At 67.8% G+C, this 15,103-nt stretch carries 15 protein-coding genes and 1 riboswitch; of the genes, 3 read left to right on the forward strand and 12 right to left on the reverse strand.

Annotation, left to right across the window (positions count from 1 at the left end):
* Positions 1 to 26: 26 nt before the first annotated feature.
* Positions 27 to 125: riboswitch (TPP riboswitch) on the reverse strand.
* A 47-nt stretch (positions 126 to 172) separates the two neighbouring features.
* Complete coding sequence (gene nhaD / locus Q358_RS0103120; protein ID WP_051530148.1) at positions 173 to 1,639, reverse strand: sodium:proton antiporter NhaD; 1,467 nt, start codon at positions 1,637 to 1,639, stop codon at positions 173 to 175.
* A 139-nt stretch (positions 1,640 to 1,778) separates the two neighbouring features.
* Here nhaD and Q358_RS0103125 point away from each other — a divergent pair, with 139 nt between their 5' ends.
* Entirely contained in the window at positions 1,779 to 2,387 is a 609-nt protein-coding gene (locus Q358_RS0103125) for a CBS domain-containing protein (RefSeq protein ID WP_027960713.1), read from the forward strand.
* Between the two features lie 71 nt (positions 2,388 to 2,458).
* Here the strand turns inward: Q358_RS0103125 and Q358_RS0103130 are convergent, their stop codons facing one another.
* The 3 genes from Q358_RS0103130 to Q358_RS0103140 are packed head-to-tail and all read right to left on the reverse strand — an operon-like array spanning position 2,459 to position 5,047.
* Positions 2,459 to 3,844, reverse strand: a complete 1,386-nt coding sequence (locus Q358_RS0103130) for an ATP-binding protein (RefSeq protein ID WP_027960714.1) — start codon at positions 3,842 to 3,844, stop codon at positions 2,459 to 2,461.
* Complete coding sequence (locus Q358_RS0103135; protein WP_027960715.1) at positions 3,841 to 4,521, reverse strand: response regulator; 681 nt, start codon at positions 4,519 to 4,521, stop codon at positions 3,841 to 3,843. Before Q358_RS0103135 ends, Q358_RS0103130 begins: the two co-directional genes overlap by 4 nt.
* Before the next feature lie 40 nt (positions 4,522 to 4,561).
* Positions 4,562 to 5,047 carry a C40 family peptidase gene (locus Q358_RS0103140; protein WP_027960716.1) on the reverse strand — a complete coding sequence of 162 codons (486 nt, stop codon included), beginning with the start codon at positions 5,045 to 5,047 and terminating at the stop codon, positions 4,562 to 4,564.
* A gap of 118 nt (positions 5,048 to 5,165) precedes the next feature.
* Between Q358_RS0103140 and gloA the strand changes: the two genes are divergently transcribed.
* Entirely contained in the window at positions 5,166 to 5,699 is a 534-nt protein-coding gene (gene gloA / locus Q358_RS0103145) for a lactoylglutathione lyase (protein ID WP_027960717.1), read from the forward strand.
* A gap of 122 nt (positions 5,700 to 5,821) precedes the next feature.
* Complete coding sequence (locus Q358_RS0103150; protein WP_027960718.1) at positions 5,822 to 6,790, forward strand: glycine betaine ABC transporter substrate-binding protein; 969 nt, start codon at positions 5,822 to 5,824, stop codon at positions 6,788 to 6,790.
* 114 nt (positions 6,791 to 6,904) lie between these two features.
* Here the strand turns inward: Q358_RS0103150 and Q358_RS0103155 are convergent, their stop codons facing one another.
* From Q358_RS0103155 to Q358_RS18780, 8 genes are all read right to left on the reverse strand, one after another.
* Positions 6,905 to 8,113, reverse strand: coding sequence for a lipocalin-like domain-containing protein (locus Q358_RS0103155; RefSeq protein ID WP_342665541.1), 1,209 nt, complete (start codon positions 8,111 to 8,113; stop codon positions 6,905 to 6,907).
* Positions 8,110 to 10,620 (reverse strand): FtsX-like permease family protein, encoded by a 2,511-nt coding sequence (locus Q358_RS0103160; protein ID WP_027960720.1) that lies wholly within the window; start codon positions 10,618 to 10,620, stop codon positions 8,110 to 8,112. Before Q358_RS0103160 ends, Q358_RS0103155 begins: the two co-directional genes overlap by 4 nt.
* Positions 10,621 to 10,754: 134 nt before the next feature.
* Positions 10,755 to 11,459 carry a TVP38/TMEM64 family protein gene (locus Q358_RS0103165; protein WP_043487546.1) on the reverse strand — a complete coding sequence of 235 codons (705 nt, stop codon included), beginning with the start codon at positions 11,457 to 11,459 and terminating at the stop codon, positions 10,755 to 10,757.
* 24 nt (positions 11,460 to 11,483) lie between these two features.
* A complete protein-coding gene (locus Q358_RS0103170; RefSeq protein ID WP_027960722.1) occupies positions 11,484 to 12,137 on the reverse strand; it encodes an ABC transporter ATP-binding protein in 654 nt (217 codons plus the stop codon).
* Positions 12,138 to 12,318: 181 nt separating this feature from the next.
* Positions 12,319 to 13,293, reverse strand: coding sequence for a metal ABC transporter substrate-binding protein (locus Q358_RS0103175; protein WP_027960723.1), 975 nt, complete (start codon positions 13,291 to 13,293; stop codon positions 12,319 to 12,321).
* Positions 13,294 to 13,313: 20 nt separating this feature from the next.
* Positions 13,314 to 14,204, reverse strand: coding sequence for a metal ABC transporter permease (locus Q358_RS0103180; protein WP_027960724.1), 891 nt, complete (start codon positions 14,202 to 14,204; stop codon positions 13,314 to 13,316).
* The gene (locus Q358_RS0103185; protein ID WP_027960725.1) at positions 14,188 to 14,922 is read right to left on the reverse strand and encodes a metal ABC transporter ATP-binding protein; all 735 of its coding nucleotides are present in this window, start codon (positions 14,920 to 14,922) and stop codon (positions 14,188 to 14,190) included. The genes Q358_RS0103180 and Q358_RS0103185 overlap by 17 nt, the downstream gene beginning before the upstream one ends.
* On the reverse strand, positions 14,922 to 15,071 hold the full coding sequence (locus Q358_RS18780; RefSeq protein ID WP_169735499.1) for a hypothetical protein: 150 nt from the start codon (positions 15,069 to 15,071) through the stop codon (positions 14,922 to 14,924). Before Q358_RS18780 ends, Q358_RS0103185 begins: the two co-directional genes overlap by 1 nt.
* Between the last annotated feature and the right edge of the window lie 32 nt (positions 15,072 to 15,103).

The following is a 15,103-nucleotide window of genomic DNA, read 5'->3' on the forward strand; positions in this document are numbered from 1 at the left end:
TCCTCCCGGGCGCGGGAGGTGCCGGCGGGGTGGCCGGCACGACTCCCTACGCCGGCATGGTCCGGTTCAGGTTCCAAGGGTGCATCTCAGCCACGGCCATTGCCGCGACGCCCCTGTCGTCAGGCCCTACTATCCCCGCCCCGGGTAAGCCTGTAAAGCCCGTGCGCCGCCCCTAGAAAAGGGCGTGGTTGACCATCAGGTGCGTCGCTACGCTGGCCGCATAGCCCAGGGCGATGGCAGGGGCCCAGCGCAGGTGACCGGCGAAGGTGTAGATGCCGCGGGCCTGGCCCATCAGCGCCACACCGGCGGCCGAGCCCATGGAGAGCAGGCTGCCGCCGACGCCGGCGGTCAGGGTGATCAGCAGCCAATGACCTTCGCTCATGTCCGGTGCCATGGAGAGCACGGCGAACATCACCGGAATGTTATCGACCACCGCCGAGACGATGCCCAGCACGATATTGGCCCAGAGCGGGTTCCAACCGCCGTAGAGTGTCTCCGAGAGCAGCGTCAGATAGCCCATGAAGCCGAGCCCACCCACGCACATCACCACGCCATAGAAGAACAGCAGGGTGTCCCACTCGGCTCGGGCGATGCGGGAGAAGATATCGAAGGGCACTACGCTGCCGAGCTGCTCGAGCTTTTTCCAGTCACCCCGCTGGGCATAACGGGTGCGCTTCCTGTCCAGCGAGCGCGGCAGGCTGCGCCGCAGGAAGTAGCCAAAGAACTGCAACAGACCCAGGCCGAACATCATGCCCATGGCCGGTGGCAGGCCGAGTACCGAATGGCACAGCACCGAGATGGCCACGGTGAGCAGGAAGAGCAGGATGATGCGACGAGCACCGCGCTTGAGCCACACCTCTTCGGTGAGGGTCGGAGGCTTGCGGTTGTGGATGAAGAAGTTCATCACCAGTGCCGGCACCAGGAAATTGACAAGCGCCGGTGCCAGCAGTTGGAAGAACGCTCCGAAGGGCAGCTGGCCGGACTGCCATACCATCAGCGTGGTGATGTCACCGAACGGGCTGAAGGCACCCCCGGCGTTGGAGGCCACCACCACATTGATGCAGCACAACCGGATGAAGCGGTCGTCGCCCTCGGCCACCTTGAGCACCACGGCACACATCAACATGGCGGTGGTCATGTTATTGGCGATTGCCGAGATCCAGAAGGCGAGGCAGCCGGTGATCCAGAACAGGCTGCGGTAGCTGAACCCCTTGCGTACGAGCCAGGCGCGCAGGGCATCGAAGACTCGGCGCTCCTCCAGGGCGTTGATATAGGTCATCGCGACCAGCAGGAAGAGCAGTAGTTCGGTGTATTCGAGCAGCGTCTCGCGAAAGGCCGTTTCGGCTTGCTCGGCCAGCCCGGCGCTGGTGTAAGCCCAGGCGACCAGCGCCCAGATCAGGCCGGCGGCGATCAGTACCGGCTTCGACTTGCGCATGTGCAGCAGTTCTTCGCCCATGACCAGGGCATAGGCGAGCACGAAGAGTGCCACCGAGACCGCGCCGACTCCGGAACCGGTGAGGTCGAGTGTGCCGGCGCTGGCCATGGCGGCCGAGGGCAGGGCCAGACAGCACAAGCCGAGCAACAGCAGAGCGCCAAGGCGGAGAGGCGCCTGGCGGAGGGAGGGTATAAGAGATGTCATGGTGTTAGTGAGTCGTCGAGGAAGAGGGAATCTGAGTATAGGAGTGTAGGTTCCGTCGCCTTAAGACTGTCTTAAGAGAGCTCTGGGAGTGTGGAAAAAATGCTGGTGGTACCCACTTACCCCGCGCAGGAGTAACCCCATGAATCAGTTACACGCTTCCTTCATGCCTCTCAATCGGCTCGAGGCAGCCCCACGGTTGGCCATACCGGCCCGGGATGGATTCAGCGTATCGAATCCTGCTCTCGAGATGCTCACGGATTTCTCGCGGGTGGCTCCCCGCACGATCCGGGCCGATGTCGATGTCAATGAGGCCCACCTGATGATGCGCCATGGCGGGTTTCGCCTGCTGTTGGTCACCGATGATCAGCAGTGTTGCATCGGCGTGCTGGCAGCCCGCGAGGTCATTGGCGGTCGTCGTATCACGCTTGCCCAGCAACAGCACGGCCTCTCGAGCGAGGAGGTGACCGTGGGCATGATCATGACACCCTGGCAGAAGCTCTCGACCATGCCGCTGGAACAGCTGACCTCGCTGACCATTGGCGATCTGTTGTTGTCACTGGAATCGATGACCGACCAGCATTTGCTGGTCACCGAACGCGACCCGCAGGGCGGCCTGTGCATTCGCGGCCTGGTCTCGGCGGCTGATATTCGGCGGGCCGTCGGGCGGGTCGAACAGGGGACCCCGGAGGTCGCGCTGGCACATAGCTTTGCCGATACCTGCAGGATGATGATGGGGTATGACCTGTGAGGCGATAAGCCCGGCACAGGCCGTGTCGCGATGGATACGGCCAATGTTGTGCCGGTGCGAAGCACAAGGGTTCAGACTGTCCGCGGTAGCACTGCCACGGCACGCAGCCCGCCGCCGGGAGCCTCTTGGAGCTCGAGCGTACCGCCATGGCGGGCCAGCAGGCGTTCGACAATGGAGAGCCCCAGGCCGGCGCCGGCCCCGGGACCGGCGCGATGGAAGCGCTCGGTGACGCGGTTGCGCTCGGCCTCGGGGATGCCGGGGCCCTGGTCATCCACGCACAGGTGCAGCCGGTTCACATCGGCGGCAAGCGTCACGCTCACACGGCCGGCGTCCGGGCTGTAGCGCAGGGCGTTGCCGACCAGGTTCTGCACCAGGATGCCGATGGCGCCCGGCTCGACGGCCAACCACCAGTCTTCCGACTCATCGGCGACAAGGTCCAGGGTCTGGCGGCGCTCGATGGCCAGCGGCGAGAGCTCGGCCAGTGATTCGCGCACCTCGACCAGCAGGTTGCCCATGACATCCGGTGCCGTCGCCTGCGACTCTTCCTCGGGCTCCAGGCGTGCCAGGATCAGCAGTTGGGCGACCAGCCGAGTGGCTCGGGCCACGCCGCCGCGCAGTTCCAGAAGCGACTCGTGTCGATCGGTGGGGTTCTCGGCGGCCAGGGCGTTCTGGGCGTGGAGGTCGAGCACCGCCAGTGGCGTACGCAGCTCGTGGGCGGCATCGGCGATAAAGCGCTTTTCGCGTACCCGCAGACGGCTAAGGCGTTCCAGCAGCCGGTTCAGGGCACCGAGGATGGTGTCCAGTTCCCGGGGCAGGGGGCGCATTACCAGCGGCTGCAGGTTGTGAGGGTCACGTTGACGGATCGCCGTGGCCAGTCGTGACAGTGGCTGCAAGCCTCGGCCGATGGCCCACCACAGCAGCAGCGCCAGCAGCGGCAGGCCGATCACGTCCGGCAGCAGGGTCCGCAGGGCTACGGTGCGAGTCAGCTCGCCGCGCATGTCATCTCGCTCGGCGACCATCAACTGCCGCGATGTCTCGGGCAGGTCGAGGACATAGACTCGCCAGTCGTGGCCCGAGACATGGCCGCTGGCATAGCCGGGTGGTGCATCGGTGAACGGCTCGGACGGGGCGCTGGTGGAGCGTAGTACCAGCCGTCCCCGTTCCCATAGCTGAAAGGCCAGCTTGCTGGCGTAACGGTTGCCGGCCAGGCGCTTGTCCGACGGCTCTGCTCCCAGCAGGGCGTTCTCGAGACTGGACAGAAGTGCCTGGCGCTGGTCATCCGGCAGCGGCGCCTGGATCAGGCCCTCCAGCAGACGGGCATTCTGGGCCAGGCTGACATCATGGAGCTCTTCTATTTCATGGGCTGCGTAGCGATAGCTGGCCAGTCCGATGACCAGTATGCTGATGCCGAATACCAGCAGCACCAGGCCCAGGGTGCGGCGACGGATGGAGGTCACGTGTCGGCCCCCTGGGGGGCGCGATCCATCACGTAGCCGATGCCGCGTACCGTGCGTATCAGCCCGGGGGCCAACTTGCGGCGCAGGTGGTGAATATGCACCTCGATGGCGTTGCTCTCCACCTCTTCTTCCCAGCCGTAGACCAGGCGGATCAGGGTGTCACGGGTATAGACCCGCCCCGGGTGGCTCATGAATTCCTGAAGCAGGGTGAACTCACGGCGCGACAGGGTGATCGCATGACCCTGAAAGGTGACCTGGCGATGGGAGGGATCGAGCCGTATGCCGCGGCACTCCAGCAGCGGCGTAGCCTGACCCTGGCTGCGACGCAGGAGAGCGCGCAGGCGTGCCTTGAGCTCGGCAACCTCGAAGGGCTTGATCATGTAGTCATCGGCGCCGGCATCCAGGCCGGCGATACGGTCATCGATGCCGTCGCGAGCGGTCAGCACCAGTACCGGTACCCGGTTGCCCTGATGGCGTATGGCCTCCAGTACCCGCATGCCATCGGCCCCGGGCAGGCCGAGGTCGAGAATCACCGCGTTGAAGGGCTCGTTATCCTGCAGGGCGGCGAGTGCCGCGTCGCCATCCGCCAGGTGATCCAGGGTGTAGTGTTCGGGTCTAAGGGCCAGGCGGATACCCGCCGCCAGGCTCGGGTCATCCTCGACCAGCAGGATGCGCATCGGGGCTTGTCTCCTTGAGTACTGGCAGCTGAGGTTGGTCTCAGGGTGCCGGGGCAGCAGCTCCCAGGAAGCGCTCCTGCCAGTAAGCGAGCTCCACCGGTGAAGTCTCCACCCGACGGCCACGGCCGGGGGCATGGATCATCTGGCCATTACCACGATAGATGCCGACATGACTGGCCTTGCCGCCTCCGCTGGTATCGAAGAACAGCAGGTCGCCGGGGCGGGCGCGATCTACTTCCGGCAGACGATGAAACTGGTCGTCGGCGGTGCGCGGAACAGGAATGCCGGCGGCCTGGTAGGCCAGTTGCACCAGCCCCGAGCAGTCGACGCCGGAGGGCGTATCCCCGCCGAAGCGATAGGGCGTGCCCAGGGCGCGTTCGGCCGCCGCCAGAATCAACACCCGATCCATGGAGAGACCCTCATGGGGCGGTGGGTCCTCCACCGCCAGCTGCTTGCCGGCACAGCCGGCGAGCAGGGCGAGAGCGAGCATTAGCAGCCACACTCGCCACTGATCACGAATCGGCATGCGAATCGCTCCTTGCTAGTGGGTATCCCTTTACAGTAGGCCTGACGGCCGCTGGTGGAAAAGTACCACCATCGTCCCCATATTCGAACCCACATTCCACTCATCACAAGGAGTCACCATGAGTTTTCAGGGTGAGCAGCATCCCGGGACACAGGTCCCCACGGCCGATACCGAGGGCTTTCGCCTCAATCACACCATGCTGCGGGTCAAGGACCCCGAGCGCGCGCTGGCCTTCTACTCGCGTGTCTTCGGCATGTCGGTAGTGCGGCGCCTCGATTTCGAGGAGATGCAGTTCTCGCTCTACTTCCTGGCTCGGCTGGAGCAAGGCGATGCCGTGCCGGACAACAAGGAAGAGAGAACCGCCTGGACCTTCAGCCAGAAGGGCCTGCTGGAGCTGACCCACAACTGGGGGACCGAGGAGCAGGAAGGCTTCACCTATCATGACGGCAACGCCGAGCCTCAGGGCTTCGGCCATATCTGCTTCAGCGTGCCGGACCTCGGCGCCGCCGAGGCCTGGTTCGATGCCAACGATGTCGAGTTCATCAAGCGTTCCGACCAGGGCAAGATGAAGGATGTGACCTTCGTGAAGGACGCCGACGGCTACTGGATCGAGGTAGTCGAGGCCACGAAGATGGCCGACAAGGGCGACTGAAGCCCGGCGTAACATCGACCCTGGCGAGCGACGAGCTATCGTAAAGTCGTGTTGCCGGGGTGCGACGGGGTGGATAAGGTCATGCCATCTTCCACCATGGCATGAGCTGCCAAGAAGTTTCGATGAATCTGCCCCGTCGTCCCATCACCCTGGCGCTGGCCGGCGCCCTGCTGGCCTCGCCGCTGGCGTTGACCGCCCAGGCCGATGAACCCGCTGAGGTACGCTTCTCCGTTCCGCCCTGGCCGGGCGTAACCGTCAAGACCGACATTGCCGCCCAGCTGCTGGAGGCTCTGGACTATCAGGTGCGCCAGCAGGAGCTTGGCTCCACCATTACCTTCGAGGCCTTGACCCAGGGTGAGCTCGACGCCTTCATGGGCGGCTGGCTGCCCGCCCAGCAGGGCATGTATGACACCGCCATGCAGAGCGACAACCCGCTGGTGGATCTGGGCAACAACGTCGACGGCGCGCGACTCGGCTTTGCGGTTCCGACCTATGTGCACGAGGCGGGCTTTACGTCGGCCGAGGATCTGTGCAGCGAGACCCTGCGCGACAAGGCCGGCGGCACCCTTTACTCCATCGAGGTGGGCTCGGGCACCAGCGATATGCTGGCCGAGATGCAGGACAGCGGCACCTACTGCCTGGATGAGTGGAGTCTGTCGGAGACCTCGACGCCCGGCATGCTCAGCCAGGCGCGAGCGGCCATGGCCAGCGACGACTGGATCGTCTTCTACGCCTGGACGCCACACTGGATGAGCATCGAGTATGATATTCGCTTCCTCGAGGATCCGGACGATGCCTGGGGGCCGGATGGCGGGCGCAGCGATGTCAAGACGCTGCTCACCAGCCGCTTTGCCGACGCCAACCCCAATGCTGTCCGGTTGCTCGATCAGCTGGTGTTCAGCGCCGACGACCAGAGCGCCATGATCTACGGCTTCAGCTTTGAAGAGCGTGAGCCCGAAGCGGTTGCCCTGGAATGGATGCGCGACAACCCGGAGCGGGTTGAGGCCTTCCTGGACGGCGTGACGACCCGCGACGGCAGCGAAGACGCCTGGCCCGTGGTGCAGGAGGCGCTGGAGATTCCCGACGCCTGATCCATCGGCGCCTTCGCGCCCATGTTGACGCATCAAGGCCGCCCTCGGGCGGCCTTGATGCTTTGGAGCGTCCCGACAGCGCCTAGCGGCTTCGCGCCAAATGACGATAGGCGTTTAATAGCCGGTCATTTCCAGATAGCCCGCTCCCCGGCGCTTGCCGCCATCCCGGTCCCGGGCGATGACCTCGCCCTCCCAGTAGGGCACCGTGGTATCCATCCAGCGCTCGCCGTGAGGCGCCTCGACGATCAGGTCGAGATCGTGTTCGGGCACTCTCAGCCGCCAGCGGGTGGGGATCTCGCGGCCGGCCACGGCCGAGTAGGCCAGCGGCGTCAGCGTCATCTCGCCGGCGCCGAGGTCGGTCGTGGAGCCGTCCGGCCGGATCCAGCTGCCCGACAAGTAGTCGCCGCCGTCCTCGCCACCGCCGCGCAGGCGAAAGGCCATCAACCGGCTGCCATCATCGAGGTGCAGCGAGAACCAGTCCCAGCCCGTCTGGTCGGGGCTCAGCAGTTGGCTGCTCCATTCCCGGTCGAGCCAGCCCCGGCCGCTGACCTCGTGCGTTTCGCCGGCCAGGATGACCTCGCCCTCGATGCGCCAGAAGGGCTGACTGTAATAGTGAGAGCCCTGGCCGTCGGCAGACTTCTGGCTGAAACCGTCGTTGCCGTGGCGTACCAGGGGGCCATCGGCGGTCAACTCGAGGCGATAGCCGAAGCGCCTGTCGTCTTCTTCGTCGAAGGCGACAAGCGTCAGCCGCTGGAAGGTATCGGCCCCGGGGTCGTCGACGTCGCTGACCAGGGCCCAGTCGTCGATCCAGGCGCGGAAGGGCTGGGCAATCGCGCCGGCCTGGCGGGTCGCGGGTGGGACCGGCGCCATGGAGTGGCTGCGGGCGAAGCGCTCGCTGACGGCGTGCTGCTCGCCCCGGGAGACCGCCATATGCGCCATCCATAGCTGGTCGGCCACCCAGGGGCCCGGTTCGGAGTGGTCCTGCTCCGTTGCTGCTTCTGCTGGGGGTAGCGCCTGGCGGAACAGGGTCCACTGCAGCCCCAGCGACTCGCCCTGCCGGTCCTCCAGGTTGGCGGTGAGGTACCACCATTCGATGCGGTAGTCCGGATGAGGGCCGTGATCCGCGGGAAAGCGTAGGGGCGTGTCGGGGCTGGCCTGGATGAAGCCGGCACTGTCTTCGCCCAACCCGGCGAAGCCGGCGCTCGAGCGTTCGGGGGGCGGCTCCTCGCAGCCGGCGAGGGCGATCGACAGACTCAGCAGCGCGGCCGGCAGCAGTGGCTTTCGCATGAAGAGCGCCCTGTCCGGGTGTGATCGCGGCATCATCTCGCCTCCTCGGCCAGCAGCGCCCGGGGTGGCGTGCGCCACAGGCGCAGCGCCGGCAGTGCCGCGGCCAGCAGCGCTACCGCCACGGCGGTGGCCAGGGTCAAGGCGATCTCCCCCGGGAAGAGGTGCAGCGGCAACCGCCAGCCGAAGGCGGCAACGTTGATGACCGCCACCAGGCCCCAGGTGATGGCGATGCCCAGCGGCACCGCGACCAGGCCTACCGCCAGGGCGGCCCCGCCCAGCTGAACGAGCTGGACCCGCAGCAGTTGGCCTCGCGGGACGCCCAGGGCCCACATCGGTGCCAGTCGTCGGCGGCGTTCCCGGGCCTGGGCCAGCAGGCTGGCCAGCAGCGCCAGGGCCGCCACCGCCAGGGTCAGGGTATTCAGGGCGCGGGTAATGGTGAAGGTGCGCTCGAAGATGCCGGTGGCGGTGCGCTTGACCGCGCCCTGGTCGCGCAGGGCGTCACGGCCCAGGGGGAATTCGTCGCCGAGGGCCGTGGCGAGGGCCTCGGCGTCGGCGCCGGGAGAGAGCACGATGCCGATGGAATCCGGCGGGGCGGCGAAGCGCTCGCCCAGCCGGTCGGCGGTCATCAGCACCTCGCCGCTGGGGTTGCCGTAGTCGGGATAGATCGCCGCCACGTTCAGCGTCTGTTGGCCGCCGGGAGCGGCCAGGGTCAGGTGGTCCCCGGGCGAGAGACCCTCGGCGATGGCCAGCTGTTCGTTGATAAAGGCGGCCCCTTCCCGCAGCGATGCCCAGGCCGCCGCCACGCCCCGGCGGGTCTCCAGCAGCGGCCAGGTCTGTGTCAGGCGCGCCTCCGGGGTCAGGCCGAATAGCGACACCGGGCGCTCCAGCGTGCGCTCGTCGCCTGGGCCGGCTACCGCCAGCAGGGTGCTGTCGCCGTGGCGAGTGGCCAGACGCTGGTCGACGTCCGGGCGCTCGCCCAGCCAGACATGCACCGCATCGAAGTGCTCCGCCGGTGGGTCCAGATAAAGGTCGGCCACTAGCCGCTGGTCGAGCCACTCCAGGAAGGTCAGGCGAAAGCCGCCCACCATGCTGTTGACCCCCAGGCTCGCCGAGAGGGCGATCAGTAGGGCCATCAGCGACAGCGATAGCCGCGGCAGCTGCAGCTGCAGGTCGGCCAGGGCCCACTGGGCCAGCGGACGCCGGCGGGCCAGGCGCGCGAGGCCCGAAAGGGTCGCGGCCAACAGCGGCGGCAGCCAGGAGGCGCCCACCAGCAGCAGGCAGGCCATCAGCGCGAACCCCGCCGTCAAGCCCTCGCCGGGGGGCTGTCGCGAGAGCCAGACCCACAGCGCCAGGCCGGCGAGCGCGACCGTTCCGCCGGCCAGGATCATGCGCCGCAGCTGGCGCTGGTAGCCGATGCGCCATGCCTGGGCGCGCCCCAGGTCGAGTATCGACAGGCGGGCGGCCCGCCATAGCACGCCGGTGCCGGCCAGCAACAGGCCCCCCAGGGTGACCGCCAGGCCGCCGAGCCAGTAATGCCAGGGCAGGCGCAGCTCCACGCCCACGCCGGCGCCGTAGAGGCTGCCCAGGGTGGCCGCCACATCGGGCAGCAATGCCCGGGCCAGCCATACCCCGCCGGCGATGCCGGCCAGGGCGCCGATAACGCCGAACAGCAGCAGTTCCAGGGTCAGCCCCGCCACCAAAGCGCGCCCCGAGACCCCCAGGGCGCGCAGGGTGCGCAGCATCTCCAGGCGTTGCTCCAGGGCCAGGCCCAGGGCCGCCTGAACGATAAATAGCCCCACGATCAGCGCCAGCAGGGCCAGGGCGGTGAGGTTGAGGTGGAAGCTCTGGGTCAGCTGGCCCGGCGATACCAGGCGGGTCGCTCGGGTCAGGGTCAGGCCCGCCGGCGCCGACTCCAGGGCCCCCGGGGCGGTGACCAGTCGACTCAGGGACGCGCCGCGGTCGAGTAGCTCGGCCGCGGCGGCGATATCCATGACCAGTGTGTGGGGCGGCAGCGAAGGGGCCAGGACCAAGGGAGGCAGCCGGCCCGCATCCAGGGCCGGCGTCGCCCCGGGAGCCGCCTCGAGTGCCAGGTTCAGGGCGGGCAGGGTGTCCGGGGCGATTCGGGTCTGCCAGGGCGGCGCCAGAAAGCCGGTAGACCCGCCCGGGCTCGATGCCGCGGCACTGCCGGCGGTGGCGAAGGCGCCGTCCCCGGGCAGTGTCAGGGGGTCGATGCCGATCAGCGTCAGCCGGGTGCCATCGGGGGCGGTGAGCTCGCCCTCCAGCAACGGCGAGACCGGTATGCCCTGACGGCGCAGTTGGAGAAAGTCGTCGCGGGTGAGGGGCGTGCCATCGAGGCGCTCCAGGCGGTCGAGGTCGGTGGTGAACAGCGCCTCGGCCCGGGCGTAGCTCTCCTTGGCCGAGGCATTGATCGCCTGGACCCCGCTCCACAGGGCGCTGGCCACCCAGAGACCCAGCAGCAGCATGGCCAGCTGGCCCGGGTGGCGGCGGTAGTGGGAGAGCAGGGTAGCCAGGGTAGTGAGCATGGGGCACGTCGACTCGGAGGCCTGGGGCCGCTGGGGCCCTGATGTCGACATCGTCGCATAGATACGACAGGGCGAGGAGGGCGGATGCCCCTGCCCGATGAGCTCGGCCGAGCTAGCTGGACCGCTGGCCCCGGCTATTCCCGGGGCGTCTCGTCATACAGGCGCAGCCAGCGGGCCAGCCGGGAGTGTCGCTGCCGGCTCAGGTACCAGGGCAGCAGGGTCATCACGATGAGAATGACGATGGCGGCGGTGATCGAGAACAGTGGGTGTAGCTCGAAGGCCTGGCCGAGGCCGGCGAATACCAGGGTCATGGGCAGCATGCCGACCAGCGTGCCCAGGGCAAAGCGTGGCGTCGTGATGGCGGTGACCCCGGCGGCGTAGCTGACCAGTGCAAACGAGAAGATAGGGACCAGGCGAGTGATCAATACCGTGAGCAGCAGCAGGCGCTGTGAGCCGTGAGTGCCGAACAGCGGGTTGCTCGGCAGCCGGGCACGCAGCGCCTCGCGCCCCAGCAGCCTGGCCAGGGTGAAGGCCATCATGGCCCCGGCCATGGCGCCGATGACCGACAGCAGCGCCCCGGGGAACAGGCCGAAGGCCAGCCCGGCGGCGGCGGACACCGGCAGGGTGGGAATCGGGCCCACCACCACCGCCAGCATCATCAACAGCAGTAGCAGCAGGGGGCCCAGGCTGCCCTGGCCGCTGAACCAGTCGGCGATGCCGGAGGCGGAGAGGGTCATGGGCAGGCCTAGCTCGTGGAGCAGCCACCAGATGCCGCCCATGATCACCGCGACGGTCAGCACGAGGCCGGCCCTGAAGATCCAGACGGAGGAGAGAGTCACGTTACGGGGTCCTTGGGCGTTCGATCAGCCGAGCTGGCCGTGCGATAGCTGCAGGCGCCGGTCCAGCGGCGCGGCCACCCGGAGGCTGTGCGTCACCATCAGCAGCGCACAGCCGGTGTCGCGTACCAGCGCCATCAGCAGCGCCAGAACGTCGTCGGCGCTGCCTTCATCGAGGTTGCCGGTGGGCTCATCGGCGAGCAGCAGGGCCGGGCGTGGCGCCAGGGCGCGGCCGATGGCCAGGCGTTGCTGCTGGCCGCCGGAGAGCTGTTCGGGATAGCGGCCTTCCAGCCCGGCCAGGCCCAGCCGCTCGACCAGCTCGGCCGACCAGGCACCGTCTTCCACGCCGGCCAGGCGCGCCTGCAGGCGCAGATTATCGGCGACGCTCAGGCTGGGCACCAGATGAAACTGCTGGAACACCAGCCCCAGGGTCTCCCGGCGCAGCCTGGCCCGCTCGGGCTCACCGAGAAGGGAGATGGTCCGCCCTCCCAGGCGTACCTCGCCGGCATCCGGCAGGTCGAGGCCCGCGGCCAGGTGCAGCAGGGTGGACTTGCCGCTACCCGATTCGCCCATCAGCGCCAGGCTCTGACCCGCCGCCAGGGTCAGGTCGATTCCGCAAAGCACCTCGAGGGGGCCCTGGGGCGTGGTATAGGCCTTGGATACCTGGCGAAACTCGAGCATGGCGACCTCCCTGGAGCTGGAATAAGCGGATGTGGTTCCGCCAGGGATGGTGGCACAGAATGCGCGCCGGCCACAGGCAGCGAAGGCCCGGATGATATTTCAGATGCCCTCCATCAGCGGGTTTTCTCCAACGCAAAGGGGCGCCCGAAGGCGCCCCTGCTGGCGGGTTGAACACGGTTGCTCAGTGGTCGTGATCGTGGTCTTGATCCTTATGGCCCGGCTCGGCCAGCGCATCGTGCAGGGTGTGGGCGTTGTGGCGCAGCATGCCCAGCCAGGTGTTGGCCTCGCCTTCGCTGGCGAGGGCGTCGGCGTAGAGGGTGCCGGCGACGGGCAGGCCGGTTTCCTCGGCTAGCTGCTCGATCAGGGCGGGACCGGTCATGTTCTCGTGGAACAGGGCGCGCACGTCCTGGGAGCGGATCACCTCGATCAGGCCGGCCATGTCGGCGGCACTGGGCTCGGCGTTGGTGGAGAGCCCCTGGAGCGACAGGAAACGCAACCCATAGGCGTGGGCGAAGTGGCCGAAGGAGGCGTGGCCGGTGATGACGCTGGTGGAGGCAGGAATCTCGCCGATCAGGGTGCGGATCTCGTCATCGAGTGTCTCGATCTCGTTGAGATAGCGCTGGGCGTTGGCGCGATAGGCGTCGGCGTTATTCGGGTCGGCCTCGATCAGGCCCTCGCGAATATTGGCCACGTAGTGCTTGCCGGCGGCGAGGTCCTGCCAGGCATGGGGATCCAGGTCGCCATGGTCATGCGCATCATGGCTGGCGCGGTCGTGTTCGTCAGGGCCGGTGTGATCCTGATGGTCCGCATTGGCCGGCGCTTCGATACCCTCGGTAGTGACCACCAGGGGGCCGGCGTAGTCGCTGGCAGCCACCAGGCGCTCCATCCAGCCTTCGAACTGCAGGCCGTTGAAGACCACGAGGTCCGCCTCGGCCAGGGCCCGGGCGTCGGTGGGGCGTGGTGAGTACATGTGGGCATCGCTGTTGGGGCCGACCAGGGCCGAGACCTCGACGTGTTCGCCGCCGATGTTGTCGACCATGTCGGCGAGGATGCTGAAACTGGTCAGCACCTGCACGCGCTCCGCGGCGTGGGCGGTGGGCAGGGCCAGCAGGGCGGCCAGCCCCAGGGCATGAATGGCAGGAATCGGCGAGCGCATGGCAACGGGTCTCGGTAGGGTCAGTCGGATTCAGGGGCGCCTAACGGGGTCGCGCGGCGGCGCAGTCGGGCAAGCAGGCTGTGGTGGCGACCCACCAGGGCCGAGAGCAGATAGGCACTCCCCGCCAGCAGGATGATCGCCGGTCCCGAAGGCAGGTTGAGGTGATAGGAGAGCAGCAGCCCGCCGCTACTGGCGACCAGGGCAACCAGGATGGCGATGCCGATCAGGCCCTCGAGACGCTGGCTCCAGAAGCGGGCAGTGGTCGCCGGCAGCATCATCAGGCCTACCGCCATGAGCGTGCCCAGGGTCTGGAAGCCGGCGGTAAGGTTGAGCACCACCAGGCCCAGGAAGAGGCCATGCACCAGGCTCACCGGGCTGCCCTGGCCGCGCAGGAAGAGGGGATCCAGGCATTCCACCACCAGGGCGCGGAAGATCACCGCCAGCGCCACCACGATCAGGCTGCTGATGGCGGCGATCAGCAGCAGGGCGGTGGTGTCGACGGCGAGTATCGAGCCGAACAGCACATGGGTGAGGTCGACGCTGCTGCCGCCCATGGAGACCAGCATGACGCCGGCGGCCAGCGAGATCAGGAAGAAGCTGGCCATGGCCGAATCCTCGCGATGGCCCGTCATCTGCGACACGCTGCCGGCCAGCATCGCCACCAAGAGACCCGACAGGATGCCGCCGAGGCTCATGATCGGGAGCGAGAAGCCGGCGGCCAGAAAGCCCAGTGCCACGCCGGGCAGGATGGCATGGGCCATGGCGTCGCCGATCAGACTCATGCCACGCAGCATCAGAAACACCCCCAACGGCGGGGCGGCCAGTGACAGCGCCAGGCCGGCCACCAGGGCGCGCTGCATGAAACCGTAGTCGAGGGGGGCGAGCAGCCAGGCGTCAAGCAGTTCCAGCATCGAAGGTATCCGGGAAGGTGAGGGGCAGGCGTGGCGCGCGGGGCGGCTGGCCGGCGTAGTGCTCCAGCAGCGAGGCCGGGGTCGCCCAGCGGCCATGGCCGCCAGCCAGTATCAGCACGTCGTCGGCCAGGCGCGAGAGCTGCTCGAGGTCGTGGAGCACCACCACGATGGTGGCGCCATCCCGGGCCATGTCCCTAAGCACGTCCATCAGCACATCGACCGTTTCGACATCGACGTTGGCGAAGGGCTCGTCGAGCAGCAGCAGCTCGGCCTCCTGCATCAGGGTGCGGCCGATCAATGCGCGCTGGCGCTGACCGCCGGAGAGCTCGCCCAGCTGCCGATGTGCCAGGTGCGAGATGCCAAGGCGGGACATGATCTCGCGGCCGCGGCGATAATGGGCCGCACAGTAACCCTTGAGGGCGCCGTGGCTGGGCCAACTGCCGGTCATGATCAGCTCTTCCACGCTCATCGGGAAGGTGAGGTCCAGGGCCAGCTGCTGAGGCAGCCAGGCGCGGCGCTCCTTGGGCACCTGGCAGGCGACGCGGCCCGAGATGGGGCGCAGTATGCCCATGATGGCGCTGATCAGGGTGCTCTTGCCGGCCCCGTTGGTGCCTACCAGGGCGGTGATGGCGCCGTCACCGAAGCGGCCTTCCAGGTGCTCCAGCACGGTGCGGCCGCCACGGGCGAGGGTCAGGTTCTCCAGCTGCAGGCGCGACATCATCCCCCCCAGCCCGCGGCCCAGGCCACCGCCAGCCACAGGGCCGCCAGCGGCAGCGCCGCCAGTAGCAGGCGACGGGTCGCCGAAAGCGACATCAGCGAGAAGTGGCAGGGTCCTTCCGGGCGATGCCGGTGTCTGCGGTGTGCCATGGGGGCCTCTGGGCGGTGTGCGGCGGAAAGCG

Source organism: Halomonas halodenitrificans DSM 735 (assembly GCF_000620045.1).
In the GTDB taxonomy this organism is placed as follows: domain Bacteria; phylum Pseudomonadota; class Gammaproteobacteria; order Pseudomonadales; family Halomonadaceae; genus Halomonas; species Halomonas halodenitrificans.

Coding starts and splice junctions, on each gene's coding strand:
- nhaD (WP_051530148.1), bottom strand. CDS start 1,639: ATGACATCTCTTATACCCTCCCTCCGCCAGGCGCCTCTCCGCCTTGGC.
- Q358_RS0103125 (WP_027960713.1), top strand. CDS start 1,779: ATGAATCAGTTACACGCTTCCTTCATGCCTCTCAATCGGCTCGAGGCA.
- Q358_RS0103135 (WP_027960715.1), bottom strand. CDS start 4,521: ATGCGCATCCTGCTGGTCGAGGATGACCCGAGCCTGGCGGCGGGTATC.
- Q358_RS0103140 (WP_027960716.1), bottom strand. CDS start 5,047: ATGCCGATTCGTGATCAGTGGCGAGTGTGGCTGCTAATGCTCGCTCTC.
- gloA (WP_027960717.1), top strand. CDS start 5,166: ATGAGTTTTCAGGGTGAGCAGCATCCCGGGACACAGGTCCCCACGGCC.
- Q358_RS0103150 (WP_027960718.1), top strand. CDS start 5,822: ATGAATCTGCCCCGTCGTCCCATCACCCTGGCGCTGGCCGGCGCCCTG.
- Q358_RS0103155 (WP_342665541.1), bottom strand. CDS start 8,113: ATGATGCCGCGATCACACCCGGACAGGGCGCTCTTCATGCGAAAGCCA.
- Q358_RS0103160 (WP_027960720.1), bottom strand. CDS start 10,620: ATGCTCACTACCCTGGCTACCCTGCTCTCCCACTACCGCCGCCACCCG.
- Q358_RS0103170 (WP_027960722.1), bottom strand. CDS start 12,137: ATGCTCGAGTTTCGCCAGGTATCCAAGGCCTATACCACGCCCCAGGGC.
- Q358_RS0103175 (WP_027960723.1), bottom strand. CDS start 13,293: ATGCGCTCGCCGATTCCTGCCATTCATGCCCTGGGGCTGGCCGCCCTG.
- Q358_RS0103180 (WP_027960724.1), bottom strand. CDS start 14,204: ATGCTGGAACTGCTTGACGCCTGGCTGCTCGCCCCCCTCGACTACGGT.
- Q358_RS0103185 (WP_027960725.1), bottom strand. CDS start 14,922: ATGTCGCGCCTGCAGCTGGAGAACCTGACCCTCGCCCGTGGCGGCCGC.
- Q358_RS18780 (WP_169735499.1), bottom strand. CDS start 15,071: ATGGCACACCGCAGACACCGGCATCGCCCGGAAGGACCCTGCCACTTC.